14 protein-coding genes are annotated in these 17,485 nt (G+C 72.2%); 9 read left to right on the plus strand and 5 right to left on the minus strand.

From position 1 onward, the window contains the following. Positions 1–378: 378 nt before the first annotated feature. The gene (locus H9623_RS16370) at positions 379–5,364 is read left to right on the plus strand and encodes a family 43 glycosylhydrolase (protein WP_193721085.1); all 4,986 of its coding nucleotides are present in this window, start codon (positions 379–381) and stop codon (positions 5,362–5,364) included. 62 nt (positions 5,365–5,426) lie between these two features. Here H9623_RS16370 and H9623_RS19860 read toward each other — a convergent pair whose 3' ends face one another. Then, entirely contained in the window at positions 5,427–5,549 is a 123-nt protein-coding gene (locus H9623_RS19860; RefSeq protein WP_265332955.1) for a hypothetical protein, read from the minus strand. A 3-nt stretch (positions 5,550–5,552) separates the two neighbouring features. Here H9623_RS19860 and H9623_RS16375 point away from each other — a divergent pair, with 3 nt between their 5' ends. The 4 genes from H9623_RS16375 to H9623_RS16390 all read left to right on the plus strand — a co-directional run bounded on the left by H9623_RS16375 (position 5,553) and on the right by H9623_RS16390 (position 10,800). Next, entirely contained in the window at positions 5,553–8,345 is a 2,793-nt protein-coding gene (locus H9623_RS16375; RefSeq protein ID WP_193721086.1) for an immunoglobulin-like domain-containing protein, read from the plus strand. Positions 8,346–8,556: 211 nt separating this feature from the next. Continuing rightward, the gene (locus tag H9623_RS16380) at positions 8,557–9,207 is read left to right on the plus strand and encodes a TetR/AcrR family transcriptional regulator (protein WP_193721087.1); all 651 of its coding nucleotides are present in this window, start codon (positions 8,557–8,559) and stop codon (positions 9,205–9,207) included. Continuing rightward, entirely contained in the window at positions 9,197–9,973 is a 777-nt protein-coding gene (locus H9623_RS16385) for an ABC transporter ATP-binding protein (protein ID WP_193721088.1), read from the plus strand. Before H9623_RS16380 ends, H9623_RS16385 begins: the two co-directional genes overlap by 11 nt. A 101-nt stretch (positions 9,974–10,074) precedes the next feature. Further along, positions 10,075–10,800 carry an ABC transporter permease gene (locus tag H9623_RS16390; protein ID WP_227748798.1) on the plus strand — a complete coding sequence of 242 codons (726 nt, stop codon included), beginning with the start codon at positions 10,075–10,077 and terminating at the stop codon, positions 10,798–10,800. On the opposite strand, the gene H9623_RS16395 is transcribed toward H9623_RS16390, so the two are convergent. Together H9623_RS16395 and H9623_RS16400 are read right to left on the minus strand one after the other, a co-directional pair. Continuing rightward, positions 10,797–11,468, minus strand: coding sequence for a potassium channel family protein (locus H9623_RS16395; RefSeq protein ID WP_193721090.1), 672 nt, complete (start codon positions 11,466–11,468; stop codon positions 10,797–10,799). The two genes, H9623_RS16390 and H9623_RS16395, sit on opposite strands and share 4 nt — an antisense overlap. Before the next feature lie 78 nt (positions 11,469–11,546). Next, positions 11,547–12,923, minus strand: a complete 1,377-nt coding sequence (locus H9623_RS16400) for a TrkH family potassium uptake protein (RefSeq protein ID WP_193721091.1) — start codon at positions 12,921–12,923, stop codon at positions 11,547–11,549. Positions 12,924–13,199: 276 nt separating this feature from the next. On the opposite strand from H9623_RS16400, the gene H9623_RS16405 reads away from it, so the two are divergent. Together H9623_RS16405 and H9623_RS16410 are read left to right on the plus strand one after the other, a co-directional pair. Then, positions 13,200–14,396, plus strand: a complete 1,197-nt coding sequence (locus H9623_RS16405) for an acetoin utilization protein AcuC (protein WP_321575493.1) — start codon at positions 13,200–13,202, stop codon at positions 14,394–14,396. Positions 14,397–14,612: 216 nt separating this feature from the next. Beyond that, on the plus strand, positions 14,613–14,711 hold the full coding sequence (locus H9623_RS16410) for a 30S ribosomal protein bS22 (protein ID WP_003792170.1): 99 nt from the start codon (positions 14,613–14,615) through the stop codon (positions 14,709–14,711). Between the two features lie 121 nt (positions 14,712–14,832). Here H9623_RS16410 and H9623_RS16415 read toward each other — a convergent pair whose 3' ends face one another. Further along, a complete protein-coding gene (locus H9623_RS16415; RefSeq protein ID WP_193721092.1) occupies positions 14,833–15,345 on the minus strand; it encodes a hypothetical protein in 513 nt (170 codons plus the stop codon). A 57-nt stretch (positions 15,346–15,402) separates the two neighbouring features. Further along, positions 15,403–16,212 (minus strand): HAD family hydrolase, encoded by an 810-nt coding sequence (locus H9623_RS16420; RefSeq protein ID WP_193721093.1) that lies wholly within the window; start codon positions 16,210–16,212, stop codon positions 15,403–15,405. Positions 16,213–16,317: 105 nt separating this feature from the next. Between H9623_RS16420 and H9623_RS16425 the strand changes: the two genes are divergently transcribed. Then, positions 16,318–16,653, plus strand: a complete 336-nt coding sequence (locus H9623_RS16425) for a glutaredoxin family protein (RefSeq protein ID WP_321575494.1) — start codon at positions 16,318–16,320, stop codon at positions 16,651–16,653. A 95-nt stretch (positions 16,654–16,748) separates the two neighbouring features. Next, entirely contained in the window at positions 16,749–17,456 is a 708-nt protein-coding gene (locus H9623_RS16430; RefSeq protein WP_193721094.1) for a redox-sensing transcriptional repressor Rex, read from the plus strand. Positions 17,457–17,485 lie beyond the last annotated feature (29 nt).

Consider the following 17,485-nt stretch of genomic DNA (forward strand, 5'->3'; position numbering starts at 1 on the left):
GACGTTCGCGTCGGTGGCGCCGGGCAAGAGCGCGTCGCAGTCGTTCAACAGCCGTGCGGCTGCGGTCCCCGCGGGGCCCGCGACGGTCGTGGGCACGATCGGCACGGGGGCCGGGGCCCGCTCGACGACGTTCGACGTCGAGTACCCGGCCACGACCTGCGGCTGACGACCGCACCGGCTCCGCCGGGGTCGCGAGGTCCTCTCGCGGCCCCGGCGTGAACCCTCCGGTCCAGACGGGCCGGTGACAGGACCAGCACGACCAGCAGGACAGCACGACCAGCACCACAAGGACGCGGGGGACCGCCGGGCCGGCACGACCGGCCCGGCGCTCCCCGGCGGGGGGCGCTCAACGACGAGACGGCGGAGGCCACGAACCACATGACCACCCGACACGATCCGGCGCAGTCCGCGCCCACGGCCCGACGGAGGACCCCCCGCGGGGCTCGCGCCGGCATCGGGGGAGCGCTGAGCGTCGCTCTGCTCGCCCCGATGGCGCTGGCGGGCCCGGCAGCGGCCCTGACCTCGGCGCCCGCACGCCCGACGGCGCTCGCCCCGGCGGCGTCGGCTGCCACGCAGACGACTGCCGCAGCGATCCCCACCCCCACGGCCGACGGCCTGACGCTCTGGTACAAGCTCGACGAGCTGAGCGGCACGGTCGCCCACGACGCCTCGGGCTCGGGCCGTGACGGCACGCTCGTCGGCGGAGGAGACTGGACCGACGGGCAGGGGCTGACGTTCGGCGGCTCGAGCTACGTCGACCTGCCCGACGACCTCCTCGCGGGGTACTCGGCCGTGACGGTCAGCGCCGACGTGTGGGTCGACACGACCCTGAGCGGCAACTACTTCTTCTACAACCTGGGCAACACCGCGGTCGGCTCGCCCCAGAGCGGCAACGGCTACCTGTTCTCCTCGGGCAACGCGAACTACCGCGCGTCGGTCTCGAACGCCGCGTGGGGTGCCGAGCAGAACACGGCCAAGTCGCCGTCCGCGGCCCTCGCGCGCGGCGTCTGGAAGACCGTGACGTACACGCAGGGTGCCGGTACGGGACGCCTCTACGAGGACGGCGCGCAGGTCGGCGTCAACACGGCCGTGACCCACACGCCGGGCTCGATCGGCAACGGGAAGACGACCGCCAACTACCTCGGCAGGTCCGCCTACGCGGCCGACAACCTCTTCAAGGGGCGCATCAAGGACTTCCGGCTCTACGACCGTGCGCTCACGGCGGCCGAGGTCGCGGACCTCAGCACCGCGAACGCGGCGGCGTCGGTCTCCGCCGACGCCGGCGCCCTGTCGCTCGGGGACACGAGCGCCGTGGCCAAGAACCTCACGCTGCCCGCGAAGGGCAGGGGCGGCTCGACCGTCACCTGGGCGACGTCGGACGCGAGCGTCGTGACGTCGTCGGGCGTCATCACCCAGCCCGTCGGCCAGGCGCACACCGCGACCCTGACCGCGACGCTCTCGCTGCGCGGCCAGAGCGCGACCAGGACGTTCGACGTCACCGTGGTCCCCGGAACGGGCGACCAGGGCGTCGTGGACGCCGCTGCCGCCGCGCTCGAGGTCAAGAACCTCGACGACGTGCGCGGCAACCTCACGCTGCCGACCACGGGAGCCGAGGGCACGACGGTCACGTGGGCCACCACGGTACCCACGGTCGTCACGCCGTCGGGCGAGGTCACGCGACCCGCGCACGGCCAGGCCGACCGGACCGTCACACTGACCGCGACCGTGAGCAAGGGGCAGGCCACGGCCACGCGCGCGTTCGACGCGAAGGTCCCCGCGCTCCCCGAGCAGCAGGACTACGCGGGCTACCTGTTCTCCTACTTCATCGGTGAGGGCTACGCGACCGGCGAGCAGGTCTACTTCGGCCTGAGCAAGGGCAACGACCCGCTCAGGTACCGGAACCTCAACGACAACCAGCCCGTGCTGACGTCGAGCCTGGGGGAGACGGGCCTGCGCGACCCGTTCGTCATCCGTTCTCCCGAGGGCGACAAGTTCTACCAGATCGCGACCGACCTCAAGATCCACGGCAACGGCAACTGGGATGCGTCCCAGCGCACGGGCTCCAAGTCGATCATGGTGTGGGAGTCGACCGACCTCGTGAGCTGGACCGACCAGCGCCTCGTCCAGGTCTCCCCGGAGACCGCGGGCAACACCTGGGCACCCGAGGCCTACTACGACGCGACGATCGGTGCGTACGTCGTGTTCTGGGCCTCCAAGCTCTACGAGGAGGACGACCCGGGCCACACGGCCACCACGTACAACCGCATGATGTACACCACGACCCGCGACTTCTACACGTTCACCGAGCCGCAGGTGTGGGTCGACCCGGGCTACTCGGTCATCGACTCGACCGTGATCGAGCACGACGGCGAGTTCTACCGCTTCACCAAGGACGAGCGGAACAACACGTCCACGACGCCGTGCTCCAAGTTCGTGCTGGGCGAGAAGGCGAGCGAGCTGCGCTCGCTGAGCTACGACTTCATCACCGACTGCATCGGCAAGGCCAACTCGCTCGGCGGCGGCATCAACCAGGGCGAGGGCCCGACCATCTTCAAGTCGAACACCGAGGAGAAGTGGTACCTGTTCATCGACGAGTTCGGCGGCCGCGGCTACGTGCCCTTCGAGACGACGGACCTGAACGCCGACGAGTGGAAGATGTCCACGGGCTACGAGATGCCCTCGCGCCCGCGCCACGGCACGGTCCTGCCCGTGACGCAGACCGAGTACGACGCGCTGCTCAAGGGCTACCAGCCCGACGCGTTCGTCGAGTCGGCGCAGGACGTCGCGGCCGTCGTGAGCGTCGGGGACGCACCGGTCCTGCCGGCCACGGGCGCCACGCGCACCGCAGCCGGCACGACCACGCAGACCGCGGTCACGTGGGACGCGATCGACCCCGCGAGCTACGCGCAGGCCGGGACCTTCGAGGTCACGGGCTCGCTCGGCGCCGGCGTGAGCGTGCGCGCCAAGGCCGTCGTGACCGTGGTCGAGGGCGACGTCCCCGTCACGGGCCTGGTGGTCTCGCCCACCTCGACGCAGGTCACGGTCGGCACGGCACGCTCGCTCACCGCGACCGTGACCCCCGCCAACGCCACGGCCCGCACCATCACCTGGACGAGCGCCGACCCGTCGGTCGCGACCGTCGTCTCCAACGGGCCCTCCGCGGGCACCGTGCGCGGCGTCGCGGCGGGCAGCACGACCGTGACCGCCACGACCGCGGACGGGTCGCGCACCGCGACCGTCGCGATCGACGTGACGAAGGAGATCCCGGGCCTGGTGGTCCAGTACCGCCTGGACGAGACGAGCGGCACGCAGGCCGTGAACTCGGCGCCGAGCAGCGCCGTCGGTCCCGCGACCGTCGTGGGCGGGGCCGCCCGCAACGGCACGGACGGCGTGCGTCTCGACGGGGTCGACGACCACGTCAAGCTGCCGAACGACGTGCTCAAGGGCCTGACGGAGATCACCGTCTCGCTCGACGTGCGCATCGACACGACCCAGTCCACGCCCTACTTCATCTACGGCCTGGGCAACACGAGCGGGTCGAGCGGCAACGGCTACCTCTTCACGACGGGGGACGCGTACCGCACGGCCATCGCCTCGGGGAACTACACGACCGAGCAGAACACGACCAAGGGCTCGAACCTCGCCCGCGGCGTGTGGAAGCACCTGACGTACACGCAGTCGGGCACCACGGGCACGCTGTACGAGGACGGTATCCAGGTCGCGCGGAACACCGACGTGACCACGACGCCGGGCTCGATCGGTAACGGCACCACGGTCGCGAACTACATCGGGCGCTCGCTCTACTCGGGCGACAAGTACCTCAAGGGCGACGTCCGCGACTTCCGCGTCTACGACCACGCCCTGAGCGCCGACGAGGTCAAGGACCTCGGTCAGGACCACTCGGCCGTCACGGGGGCCGAGCTCGCCGAGCTCAAGGTCGCCGCGATCGTCGACGGCGGGTCCAGCACGGTCACGCTCCCCGTGGTGCCCGGCACCGACCGCTCCGCGCTCGCGCCCCGCCTGGTCGTGTCCGACCGTGCGACCGTGACGCCCGCCAACGGCTCGGTGCAGGACCTCACGCAGCCCGTGACCTACACCGTGACCGGCCCCGACGGGGTTGCGCGCACGTGGACCGTCCAGGCCAAGGAGATGCGCAGCCCGGTCCTGCCGGGCCTGTACGCGGACCCGAACATCGCGGTCTTCGACGGGGTCTACTACATCTACGCGACCACTGACGGCACCCCCGGCTGGGGCGGCAAGGACTTCTACGTGTGGAAGTCGAGCGACCTCGCGAGCTGGGAGCGCTCGGCCGAGCCGTTCCTCACGCTCGACGGCGCAGCGGGCGACGTCCCGTGGGCCACGGGCAACGCGTGGGCGCCGACCATCATCGAGCGCGACGGGAAGTACTACTTCTACTTCTCCGGCCACAACCCGACCTACAACCGCAAGACGATCGGTGTCGCGGTCGCGGACAGCCCCGAGGGGCCCTTCACCGCGCAGCCGACGGCCATGATCACCAACGGGGAGGCCGTCACGACGGGGCAGGCGATCGACCCGGCGGCGTTCGAGGACCCGCAGACCGGCACGTTCTACCTGTTCTGGGGCAACGGCAGCAACGCGCCGCTGTACGCCGAGCTGAACGACGACATGGTCTCGGTCAAGCAGGACACCATCACGAAGTTCGGTGGTCTGACGAACTTCCGCGAGGGCCTGTTCCTCAACTACCGCGAGGGGATCTACCACCTGACCTACTCGATCGACGACACGGGCTCGGAGAACTACCGGGTCGGGTACGCGACGTCGACGAGCATCGACGGGCCGTGGACCTACCGCGGCGTGATCCTCGAGAAGGACGTGTCGCAGGGCATCCTCGGGACCGGGCACAGCTCGATCGTCCAGGTCCCCGGGACCGACGAGTGGTACATCGCCTACCACCGCTTCGCGATCCCCGGCGGTGACGGGAACCACCGCGAGACGACCATCGACCGCCTCACGTTCGGCGAGGACGGGCTCATCCAGAAGGTCGTCCCGACCCTCGAGAGCGTCCCGCCGCTCGACGTGACCGAGCCCGCGCAGGTCGAGGTCGACGTCACGGTCGCGCCCAAGTGCGTGGCCGGCAAGGCCGCGCTCACGGTGCTCGTGAAGAACACCGAGGAGGTGCCCGTCGACGTGGTCGTCACCACGCCGCTCGGGACCAAGACCTTCCTCCAGGTCGCGCCGGGCAGGCTCGCGTCCCAGACGTTCTCGGCCCGTGCGGTGACGCTCGCGGCAGGGAAGGTCACGGTCACGGCCCAGGCCCTGCTCGACGGCGCCCCGGTCACCACGGCCTACGACGTCACCTACGCAGCGACCAGCTGCGGCTGACCTGCTGGTCGCCGCCCGACGTGAGCAGACGCCCCTCCTGAGGGCCGAGCAGGGGCGTCTGCTCACGTCTCGGCCAGGGCGCCGACGGCGCCCGTCCCGCCCGCACCACCGCACCACCAGCCCTGCCCGCCCCACCGCACGGCCCGCACCACCAGCCCTGCCCGCACCACGACCCGAAGGAGCACATCGTGAGAAGAACAAGGGGACGCCTCGTCGCCGCGAGCGTCGCCGTCGCCCTGAGCACCGGGCTGACGAGCGTCGCCGTCGCCGCCGACGAGGCCGCACTCCCGGAGACCGGGCTCGTCGCCTGGTACAAGCTCGACGAGGCGAGCGGCACGTCGGCCGCGAACTCGGCGCCAGGCTCGTCCTTGGGGGCCGCGACGGTCAGCGGTGCCGCGCGCAGCACGGAGGGGATCACGCTCGACGGGACCGACGACCACGTCCGGCTCCCCGACAGCTTGCTCAAGGACCTGACCTCGGTCACGGTCGACCTCGACGTCCTGGTCGACCCCGCCCAGGCCACGCCCTACTTCATCTGGGGCATGGGCAACACGAGCGGGTCGAGCGGCAACGGCTACCTGTTCACCACGGGCAACGCCTACCGGACCGGGATCGCGTCGGGCAACTGGTCGACCGAGCAGAACACGACCAAGGGCTCGAACCTCGCGCGCGGTGTCTGGAAGCACCTGACCTACACGCAGACCGGCACTACGGGGACCCTCTACGAGGACGGCGTGCAGGTCGCGCAGAACACCGCGGTCACCACGACGCCGGCCTCGATCGGCGCCGGGACGACGACCGCCAACTACATCGGTCGCTCGCTCTACCCGGGCGACAAGTACCTCAAGGGCCAGGTCCGCGACTTCCGCGTCTACGACCGGGCGCTGCCCGCGAACGACGTCGCGGCCCTCGCGCAGAAGACCTCGGCCGCGGCCGCAGGTGCCGACGCCGCAGCCCTCGACCTGGGCGACACGAGCGCCGTCACGAGCAACCTCGCGCTGCCGGTCACGGGCGCGCAGGGGTCGACCATCGCGTGGGCGACCTCGCACGCGGACGTCGTGACGTCGTCGGGCAAGGTCACCCAGCCCGCCGCCGGTCAGCCCGCCGCGACCGTCACGCTGACCGCGTCGGTCACGCGCGGCGCCGTGACGCTCCCGCGGACCTTCACCGTGGTCGTGCCCGCGGCATTCGACGACGCGCAGGCCGCCGCGTGGGACGCGCAGCACACCGTGGTCACGAACATCGCGGACGTCCGCGGCAACCTCACGCTCCCGACGAAGGGCGCGCAGGGCTCGACCCTGACCTGGACGTCCTCGGCACCCGGCACCGTGAGCGACACGGGCGTGGTCGTCCGCCCCGCGCACGGCACGGCCGACGCCGAGGTGACCCTCACGGTCACCGCGACCAAGGGCACCGCGACCTCGACCCAGCCCCGCACCGCGACGGTCCGCCAGGCCCCCGAGGCCCAGGAGCCCGCGGCGTACTTCTTCCCCTACTTCAAGGGCGAGAGCACGGCCGACGGCGAGGAGATCTACTTCGCCGCGAGCCAGGGCGACGACCCGCTCACGTGGCAGGAGCTGAACGACGACAAGACGGTCCTGCGCTCGGGCCTGGGGGAGAAGGGCCTGCGCGACCCGTTCGTCATCCGTTCGCCCGAGGGCGACACGTTCTACCTGATCGCGACCGACCTCAGGATCTACGGAGGCAACAACTTCGGCAACGCGCAGGAGCGCGGCTCGCTGAGCCTCATGATCTGGGAGTCGACCGACCTCGTGAACTGGTCCGACCAGCGCATGGTCAAGGTCTCGAGCGACTACGCGGGCAACACCTGGGCCCCCGAGGCGTTCTACGACGAGGCCGCGGGCGAGTACGTCGTGTACTGGGCATCGGCGCTCTACCCGACGACGGACTCGAGCGGGCGCAAGATCGCCACGAGCTACCAGCGCATGATGTACGCCACGACGCGTGACTTCGTGACGTTCAGCGAGCCGCAGATCTGGGTCGACAACAAGCGCGGCACGGGGCTCGGCATCATCGACGCCTCGGTGACCAAGGTGGGCGACACGTACTACCGCTTCATCAAGGACGAGAGGTACATGACCGTCCGGAGCGAGAAGTCCACGGACCTGCGCGCCACGAGCTGGGACCTCATCACGGAGAACATCGGTGTGGGCCAGCCCAACGGCTACGGCGGCACGTTCACGGCGGGCGAGGGACCGACGGTCTTCAAGTCCAACACCGAGGAGAAGTGGTACGTCTTCATGGACCAGCCCAGCTACCACGGTGGCAAGGGCTACGTCCCGTTCGAGTCGACCGACCTCGACTCGGGGGTCTGGACCAAGTCCGAGCCCGCGACCCTGCCCGTGAGCCCGCGCCACGGCACGGTGCTCCCGGTCACCCAGGCCGAGTACGACCGTCTCCTCGCGCACTACCAGCCCGACGCGTTCGTGGCCTCGGCCGCCCCCGTCACGGTCACGACGGCCGCGGGCACCGCGCCCGTGCTGCCCGCGACGGTCGCCGCGACCTACGGCGACGGCGCGACCAAGGACCTCGCGGTCACGTGGGACGTGGTCGACCCCGCCTCCTGGGCGCAGGCCGGGACCTTCACGGTCGGCGGGTCGTTCGGTCCGTCGGTCACGACGCGGGCGACCGCCACGGTCACCGTGACCCCCGTCGAGCCCGAGCCCGAGCCCGACCTCGCGGTCGAGGTCTCGGCCGCCGCGAAGTGCGTGGCGGGCAAGGTCACGGTCTCGGTGCGTGCGGTGAACGGTGAGGACGTGCCGGTCGACGTGACGGTCGCCTCGGCGTACGGGTCCAGGTCGTTCACGGGGGTGGCGCCGGGCAAGAGCGCGTCGCAGTCGTTCGCGACGCGTGCCGGCTCTGTCGACGCCGGGGTCGTGACGATCACCGCGAGCACCACGGGCTCCTCGCCCGCGACCGCGACGACCGAGGCCCGGTACGCGGCCCTCGCGTGCGGGTGATGCGCTGAACCGACGACTGCCGTGGGGCGAGGAGTCCTGCCCCGCCCCACGGTCCGTCCCCGGTCGCGCGATGGAGCGCCCGGGGGTGCTGCGCCCGGGCCGCCGAGACGACTCCTTGCGTCGCGGCGGACCGGGCGTCGTCGTCCCCCCGCCCGACGCCGTCGCGCACCCGGGAGCGCGGGTGCGCTGCGCCGTCGGGCAGAATCGGGTCATGAGCGCTGGTGCGGTGAGGCGGGGCCGTCGGCCCGCGGGGGAGGACACCCGGGCGGCGATCGTGGCCGCGGCGCGCGAGGAGTTCGCCGCGAAGGGGTACGACGCCGTGAGCGTGCGCGGGGTGGCCCGCGCGGCGGGGGTGGACCCCGGTCTGATCCGGCACTACTTCGACGGCAAGGGCGAGCTCTTCGCGGCCTCGCTCGTCCCGGCGGGAGCCGACCCGCAGGCGCTCGCGGGCCGGTTCGCCGAGGGCGGTCTCGAGGGCCTGGGGGAGCGGCTCGCCCGCACGGTGCTCGCGGTGTGGGACGCCCCGGACGGGCAGGTCCAGCTCCGGCTCGTGCTCTCCGGGCTGCTGTCCGCCGACGGGCACGTGCAGGAGCTGCCGCGCTACCTGCAGCGGACCGTGTTCGACCAGGTCGCGGCCCTCCTGCCGCGGGCGGTCGCGGCGCGCCGCGTGAGCCTGGTCGCGAGCCAGGTCCTCGGGGTGCTGGTCGCGCGTCACCTGCTGCGTCTCGAGCCCGTGGCGTCGATGCCGGCCGACGAGCTCGTGCGATCGATCGCCCCCACGCTGCAGCGCTATCTCGAAGGTGCGGACGAAGGTCTTGCGCCGGGGCCGGCCGAGGAGCACAATTCCTCACATGGGGAATAATGATCACGTGATCGGCATCCGGGGCCTGCGCGTCGACCGCGGCGGGACCACGGTGCTGCACGAGCTCGACCTCGCGGTCCCCGAGCGGCAGGTCGTCGGGCTCCTCGGACCCAGCGGCAGCGGCAAGACGACGCTCCTGCGCACGCTCGTGGGCGTCCAGGTGGTCACGGCGGGGACCGTGGACGTGCTCGGCCGACCCGCCGGAGACCCCACGCTGCGTCACCAGGTCGGGTACGTGACGCAGTCGCCGAGCGTCTACGCGGACCTCAGCGTGACGGAGAACCTGCGCTACTTCGCGACGGTCCTGGGCGCGGGCGCCCGCGACGTCGCGCGCGTGATCGACGCCGTGGACCTCGCGCGGCACGCCCGCCGCCGCGTCGGGACCCTGTCGGGCGGCGAGCGCTCGCGCGTCTCGCTCGCCGCCGCGCTCCTCGGGGAGCCGCGGCTGCTCGTGCTCGACGAGCCCACCGTGGGCCTCGACCCCGTCCTGCGCCGCGACCTGTGGGACCTGTTCGCACGCCTGCGCGACGCCGGGACCTCGCTGCTCGTGTCGTCGCACGTCATGGACGAGGCGACCCGCTGCGACCGGCTCCTGCTCCTGCGCGACGGGCGCCTGCTCGCGGACGACACCCTGCCGGGCCTGCTCGAGCGCACGGGGGCCCACGACGTCGAGCACGCGTTCCTGCGGCTCGTCGAGGACACGATCCCGCCCGACGGCGCAGCGCCGGCCGGCAGTCCGCGTCACCTCGGAGGGAAGGCGTCATGAGCACGCACGACGCGCACGGGAGCGCCGCGGTAGCCGCCGGCGCATCGAGGACGGAGGGGCGACGGCCCGGACCGTGGCCGCGCGCGCCGCGCGCGGTCAGCCTGCGCCTGACCCTCGCGACCGCGGGCCGCGTCCTGCGGCAGATCCGCAACGACCCGCGCACCATCGCGCTGCTCGTCGTGCTGCCGTGCGTGCTCCTGGGGCTCATCGCCTGGATGTTCGACGGGACTCCCGTCCTGGACCAGTTCGGGCCCATCCTCGTCGGCCTGTTCCCCCTGGTCATCATGTTCCTCGTCACGAGCGTCACGACGCTGCGCGAGCGCCAGTCCGGGACGCTCGAACGGCTCATGACCATGCCGCTCGGCAAGGGAGACTTCGTGGGCGGCTACGCGCTGGCCTTCGCGGTCCTCGCGACCGTGCAGGCACTGGTCGTCGTGGCGTTCGCGGTGTGGGTGTGCGGCATGGACGTCGCCGGACCCGTGGGGCTCGTGGTGCTCGTCGCGGTGCTCGACGCGATCCTCGGGTCCTGCCTGGGACTCGCCGCCTCGGCGCTGGCCCGCTCGGAGTTCCAGGCGGTCCAGCTCATGCCCGTGGTCCTGTTCCCGCAGCTCATCACGTGCGGGCTCCTCATGCCCCGGGACGAGATGCCCGCGGTGCTCGAGGCGGTCAGCCGCGTGCTGCCCCTGACGTACGGCGTCTCGGCCCTGCAGGACGTGGCCGCGGGCGGGACCTTCGCCGACGTGGCCGGAGCGGTCGCGGTGATCGTCGGGTTCATCGTCGGGGCCCTCGTGCTGGGCACGCTGACGCTGCGGCGCCGGACGGCCTAGGGGCGCGCCGCGAACCTCTCGAGCAGCTCGGCGTGACCCGAGACGATCAGCAGGTCGTTCGCGGAGATGCGCGTGGTCGGCTCCGCGTACACGAAGTCCTGACCGGGCGACTTCACGCCGATGATGGTCACGCCGTAGCGGTCGCGGACCTTGGTCTGCTCGATCGTGAAGCCCTGCGTCTCCTTGGGCGGGCGCATCTTGACGATCGTGAAGCCGTCCTCGACCTCGATGTAGTCGAGCAGCTTGCCCGAGACCAGGTGCGCCACGCGGCTGCCCGCGTCGGCCTCGGGGAAGACCACGTGGTGCGCGCCGATGCGCTGCAGGATGCGGCCGTGCTCGGCCGAGATGGCCTTGGCCCAGATCTGCGGCGTGCCCAGGTCCACCAGGTTGCCCGTGATGAGCACGCTCGCCTCGAGCGACGTGCCCACCCCGACCACCGCGACGGGGAAGTCGCGCGCGCCGAGCTGCTCCAGCGCCGTCGGGTTGGAGGCGTCGGCCTCCACGAGCGGGATCTGGCCCGACCACTGGGCGATGAGCTCGGGCGAGCGCTCGACCGCGAGCACGTCCTGGCCGAGCCGGTCGAGCGTCGCGGCGATCGCCGAGCCGAACCGGCCGAGGCCGATCACGAGCACGCCCGCGTTCTTCTCGGGGGCCTTCTTGTCGGGCACCTGGGGGCCTTTCGTCGGTGGATCTGGAGGTGTCGGCGGGGCCGGGACGCAGGCCGGGTAGGGCCGGCGGACGCCGGGTCAGCCGATGATGGGACGTTCCTCGGGGTAGCGGATGACGCGGCGCCGGTCGCGCAGCGCGAGCGCGGCCGCCAGGGTCATGGTCCCGGTGCGGCCGATGAACATCAACACGACGAGCACGTACTTCCCTGCCGTCGGCAGGTCCGCGGTCACGCCCGTCGACAGGCCCACGGTCGCGAACGCGGAGATGGTCTCGAAGAGGATCACGTCGAGCGTCCAGCCCGTGATCTCCAGGAGCAGGAGGCTCGCGACGAGCACGGCCGTCGCGCCGATGAACGACACGGCGACCGCGAGGCGCAGGGTCTCGCGCGGGACGCGACGCCCGAAGGCCTCCAGGTCGCGGTCGCCGCGGGCCTCCGAGACGATCGCGAGCAGCATGACCGCCAGCGTCGTGACCTTGATGCCGCCTGCGGTCGAGGCGCTGCCACCACCGACGAACATGAGCGCGTCGGTGATGAGCCAGCTCGACTCGTGCATGCCGTTGATGTCGATCGTCGAGAAGCCCGCCGAGCGGGGCATGACCCCGGCGAAGAGCGAGGCGAGGATCTTCTCGTTGAGGCTCAGCGGCCCCAGGGTCTTCTCGTTGGTCCACTCGAACGCCGCGAACAGGATCACGGCCACCACCACCAGGACCGCGCTCGTCGTCAGCGTCAGCTTGGTGTGCAGGCTCCACCGCGAGGCGCGCCTGCGGTTGCGCATGACGTTGAGGATCACGGGGAAGCCGAGCGAACCGATGAAGACGCCGACGATGATCGGCATGAGCAGCATCCAGTCGCCCACGTAGGGCGTGAGGCCCTCCGCGGTCGGGATGAAGCCCGCGTTGTTGAACGCCGAGATCCCGTAGAACAGCCCGTGCCAGGCCGCCTCGCCGAACGTCTCCTCGAGCACGATGAAGCGGGGCAGGAGCAGGAGCGCGATGGTCAGCTCGATGGTCGTCGACGTGATGATGACGACCCGCACGAGCGAGCCTACCTCGCCGAGCCGCGTCGTCTTGGTCTCGGAGGCGGTCAGCAGCTTCTGCGTGAGGCCGATGCGCCGCGAGACGGCCATGCCGAGGATCGAGGCGAGCGTCATGACACCCAGGCCGCCGATCTTGATGCCGACGAGGATCACGACCTGCCCGTAGGTGGACCAGTAGGTCCCGGTCGGGACGACCACGAGGCCCGTGACGCACACGGCCGACGTCGCCGTGAACAGCGCGTCGATGAACGGCGCCGGCCTCCCGGACGTCGTGGCCCACGGCGCCATGAGGAGCAGCGTGAACAGCGAGATCACGGCCGCGAAGACCGTCACGGCGAGGCGGGCAGGGGAGTGGCGGGCGAGGCGGTCGACCAGCTCGCGACCTGCGAAGAATCGCCCGGAGACGCCCTGGGCCATCGGTCCTCCGTCTCGCTGTCCGTGCGCCTCGTCCGGGTGGACGGGTGGCGCCGGGGTCCCTGCGGGGGCCGTGCCGGTCGCCGTGCGTGCCGATGTGTCGCCCAACTCTGCCACAGGAGGGGCCGTGCCCACCGGCTGAACCGCGTGCCGCCGTCGGGCCGCGTGGGCGATACCGTGTCTCCTGCCCGTGCCCGGTGCCACCGTGCACCGCTCGGCGGGCCGTGCGACGGGGCGCCCCGCCGCACGAGACGACCGGCCCCCGACCGAGGAGCGCACGTGACCGAGCCAGACTCCGTGCCGTTCGCCGCGCAGGTCGTGTGGAGCCCGGACCTGCTGGGGTACGACTTCGGTCACGGGCACCCCATGTCCCCGACGCGGCTCGACCTGACGATGCGCCTGGTGCGCGCGCTGGGTCTCCTGGACGCCCCGGGGGTCTCGGTCGTGGGCACCGCGCCCGCGTCGGACGAGGTGCTCGGCCTGGTCCACGACCCGGCCTACGTCGCCGCCGTCCACGCGGCCTCCGAGCACGGCGTCGAGAACCCGGCCCTGGGCCTGGGCACCGAGGACGACCCCGTCTTCGCGGGCATGCACGAGGCCGCGGCCCGCATCCTGTCCGGCTCGTACGAAGCCGCCGGGGCCGTGTGGGCCGGGCGGGCGCTGCACGCCGTGAACATCGCGGGTGGCATGCACCACGCCCAGCGGGGGGCGGCGTCGGGCTTCTGCATCTACAACGACGCCGCGGCAGCGGTCCGCAGGCTGCTCGACGACGGCGCGGAACGCGTCGCGTACGTCGACCTCGACGCGCACCACGGTGACGGCGTCGAGCAGGCGTTCTGGGACGACCCGCGCGTCCTGACCGTCTCGGTGCACCAGAGCGGCGCGACGCTGTTCCCCGGCACGGGGCACGCCACGGACACGGGTGGGCCGGGCGCCGCAGGCACCGCGGTCAACGTGGCCCTGCCGCGCCGCACCGACGGCGCACGCTGGCTGCGGGCCGTCGACGCCGTGGTGCCGCCCGTGCTGCGCGCGTTCCGCCCGCAGGTGGTCGTGTCCCAGCACGGGTGCGACGCGCACGGGCACGACCCGCTGAGCGACCTCGACGTGGACGTCGACGCGCAGCGCACGGCCGTGCGCTGGGTCCACGGGCTCGCGCACGAGCTCGCGGACGGCCGGTGGGTCGCGCTCGGCGGCGGGGGGTACTCGGTCACGTCGGTCGTCCCGTACGCGTGGTCGAACGTCGTGGCGGAGGTCGTGCACGCGCCCGTCGCGCCGTCGACCCCGGTCCCGGCCGCGTGGCGCGACCACATCAGCGCCGTCGCGCACCGCGAGACGCCCGAGCTCATGGGGGACGGGGACGTCGAGTTCAGCGCGTGGGACAAGGGGTACGACCCCGAGGACGAGGTCGACCGCGCGGTGGTCGCGACCCGCAAGGCCGTCTTCCCGCTGCTGGGCCTCGACGCGCACTTCGACTGAGGCGGTCCTGCGGCGGGGCGAGCGCCTCACGGCGGGGGCGGGAGCGGCGTCCCACCAGGCCCGACGACGTCACCCCGCGTCGATTTCGGGCGACCGGCCGGGAGCAGGTAGTCTAGGAGACGGACTTTTTCTCGTGTTGGTCGGTTCCCGATCAGCCGTGGACCACCATGATCGGGGCGATCCCGATCGCACACCGATCCAGCATTGTGAGGACCCATGGGCTCCGTCATCAAGAAGCGCCGCAAGCGTATGGCCAAGAAGAAGCACCGCAAGCTGCTTCGCAAGACGCGCCACCAGCGTCGCAACAAGAAGTAGCAGCGCTGCGCGGTCACGCGCACGGTGTCGCGAGAGCCCGGCGTCCCTGAGGGGTGCCGGGCTCTTCGCGTCGCCGGCGACGGTCCGCGCGCGTGCGCCGTCCGCCGTCCGGCCAGGGTGCTCACGGCGGGGGCGGCGTGCTGGCGTGCGCGCGGCGGGCGACGTCGCTCGTGACCCGGACGACCGTGTCGGGGGCGTGCGCCGCCGGCCACAGCTGGACGAGGTACCGGTCGATCGTGGGCTCGCCGTCCAGGATGGTGTCCTGGCGGGCGGCCTCGTCCATCCGCGACGCGCAGTAGCGGACGCGCAGCGGCCCGAGGGCCGGGACCTCGAGGTCCGCCCCGTCGTCGAACGACATGAGGGCGAGCTGGCCGTCGACCGGCGTGAACGAGACCTCCACGATCTCCTCCCAGGCGGGGTCGACCGCAGGCTCGTCCCCGTGGAGCTCGATCCTGAGGGGCGCGTGCCCGGTGTGCAGACCGGTCTGCATCGAGACGCTCCCCGGTCCGGGGACCCCGCACAGGCCGTTGGCCTGACCGTCCGTCCCGAGGCCGATCGGTGGCCCGTCCCTCGGGTCGCAGAGGTGGAAGAAGCCGTAGTGGAGGCCGAGGTCGCGGTCGAAGAGCGTCAGCATCGACGGATCGTCCCACCGGGTGCCGACAACGATCGATCTCCGGGGGAGACCACCGCCTCAGAGCCCCGCGCGCCCCTTGAGGGACCGCCGGATCGAGCGCAGCACGAGCCCCAGGACCCATGCGGCCCCGGCCCAGCTCGCGGTCTTGAGCCCACGGTTCGCGACGCGGCGCCGCCGGCCCCGGAACTCGCGGATGGGCCAGCCGACGTCCTTGGCGTGCCGTCGCAGGCGCGCGTCCGGGTTGATCGCGCAGGGGTGGCCCACGGCCTGCATCATGGTCACGTCGTTGAGCGAGTCGCCGTAGGCGTAGGAGGCCGACAGGTCGATCCCGTGGAGCTCGGCGAGCTCGCGGACCCCTGCGGCCTTGGCCCGCCCGTGCATCATGTCGCCCACGAGCCGGCCCGTGTACAGGCCGTCCTCGTGCTCGGCGACCGTGCCCAACGCACCCGTGACCCCCAGGCGACGGGCGATGAGCTGTCCGATCTCCAGGGGGGTCGCGGACACGAGCCACACCTGGTGGCCGGCGGCGATGTGCTCGTCGAGGAGCTTCTGGGTGCCGGGGAAGATGCGCAGCGAGAGGACCTGGTCGTAGACCTCCTCGCCGATCGCGACGACCTCCGCGACCGAGCGGCCCGCGACGAGGTCCAGGGCCCGCGTGCGGACCTGGTCGATCTGGCGCTTGTTCTCCCCGAGGAGGAGGTAGCGGGCCTGGTGCGCCGCGAACGTCACGAGGTCCGGCGTGGAGAAGAACCCGCGCTGGTACAGCGCCCTGGCCAGGTGGAACGAGCTGGCGCCTCGGATGATCGTGTTGTCGACGTCGAAGAAGGCCGCCGTGGGATGGTTGGACCCAGGAGCAGACGTCGGCATGGCGCCCACTCTATCGGCGCGTACCGACACCTGCCGACGACGCTCACGCGGCGCGACGTCGGAGGGCCGGTGCGACGCACTGTCCGAGATGCGTAGGCTGGGGGCGTGAGCCCCGCAGAACCCGCCGCTGCACAGGTCCCCGGACCGGCAGCAGGAGCCGCCGCAGACCCCGTCACGAGCGCGCCTGCGCGCGTCGTGCTCTACGGGCGCGACGGGTGCCACCTGTGCGAGGTGGCCCGTGAGGTCGTCGAGTCGGTGTGCGCGGACCAGGGCGTCGCCTGGGCCGAGGTCGACGTCGACGGCGACCCGACCGGGGCGCTCGCCGCGCAGTACGGTGACTACGTCCCCGTCGTGACCGTGGACGGTGTCCAGCAGGGGTTCTGGCAGGTCGACGGCGCGCGGCTCGCCCGAGCGCTCTCGCGACGGCGCGCCACCGGCTGAGGTGCCGCACCCGGGCCGGGCGCCTGGGATGATCCGAGACAGCAGGACAGCGAGAGCGTCAACGACGACGACATGACGAAGCATGGGTGGTTCGGGTGGCAGAGACCCTGGGTGATACCGGCATTCCTGGAGCGACCGTGGCGCGGCTCCCCGCGTACCTGCGCGCGCTGCGCGACCTCGAGGGGCGCGGGGTGGAGACGACGTCGTCGACCGAGCTCGCCGAGCTCGCGGGCGTCGGCTCCGCACAGCTGCGCAAGGACCTGTCGTTCCTGGGGTCGTACGGGACGCGCGGCGTGGGCTACGTGGTCGACTCGCTCGCGACGTACATCACCTCGGCGCTGGGCGTCGAGGACGAGCACCGGATCGCGATCGTCGGCATCGGCTCCCTGGGGCACGCGCTCGCGAACTACTCGGGGTACGGGACGCGTGGCTTCGAGGTCGCGGCCCTGCTCGACGCGTCGCCCGGCGTGGTCGGCACCGAGGCCGCCGGTCTCGTGATCGAGCACATCGACGCGCTGGAGGAGGTCTTCGCACGGGAGAACGTGACGATCGTGGTCCTGGCGACCCCGGCGCACGTCGCGCAGGAGGTCGCGGAGCGCGTCGTCGCGGCGGGGGTCCGGGAGATCCTCAACTTCGCCCCGCGAGCGCTCCAGCTCCCCGAGGACGTGATCGTGCGGTCGGTCGACGTCGGCAGCGAGCTGCAGATCCTGGCGTTCCACGCGCAGGCGCGGGCGCTCGCGGAGAGCGGGTCGACGCCGTCGGACGCGGTGGAGGCCACCGAGGAACCCGCGGCCCAGCCCTAGCCCGTCGGGCGAGGCGGATGCCGCCGAGC

The sequence above is a fragment of the Oerskovia douganii genome, from assembly GCF_015142735.1.
Lineage (GTDB): Bacteria > Actinomycetota > Actinomycetes > Actinomycetales > Cellulomonadaceae > Oerskovia > Oerskovia douganii.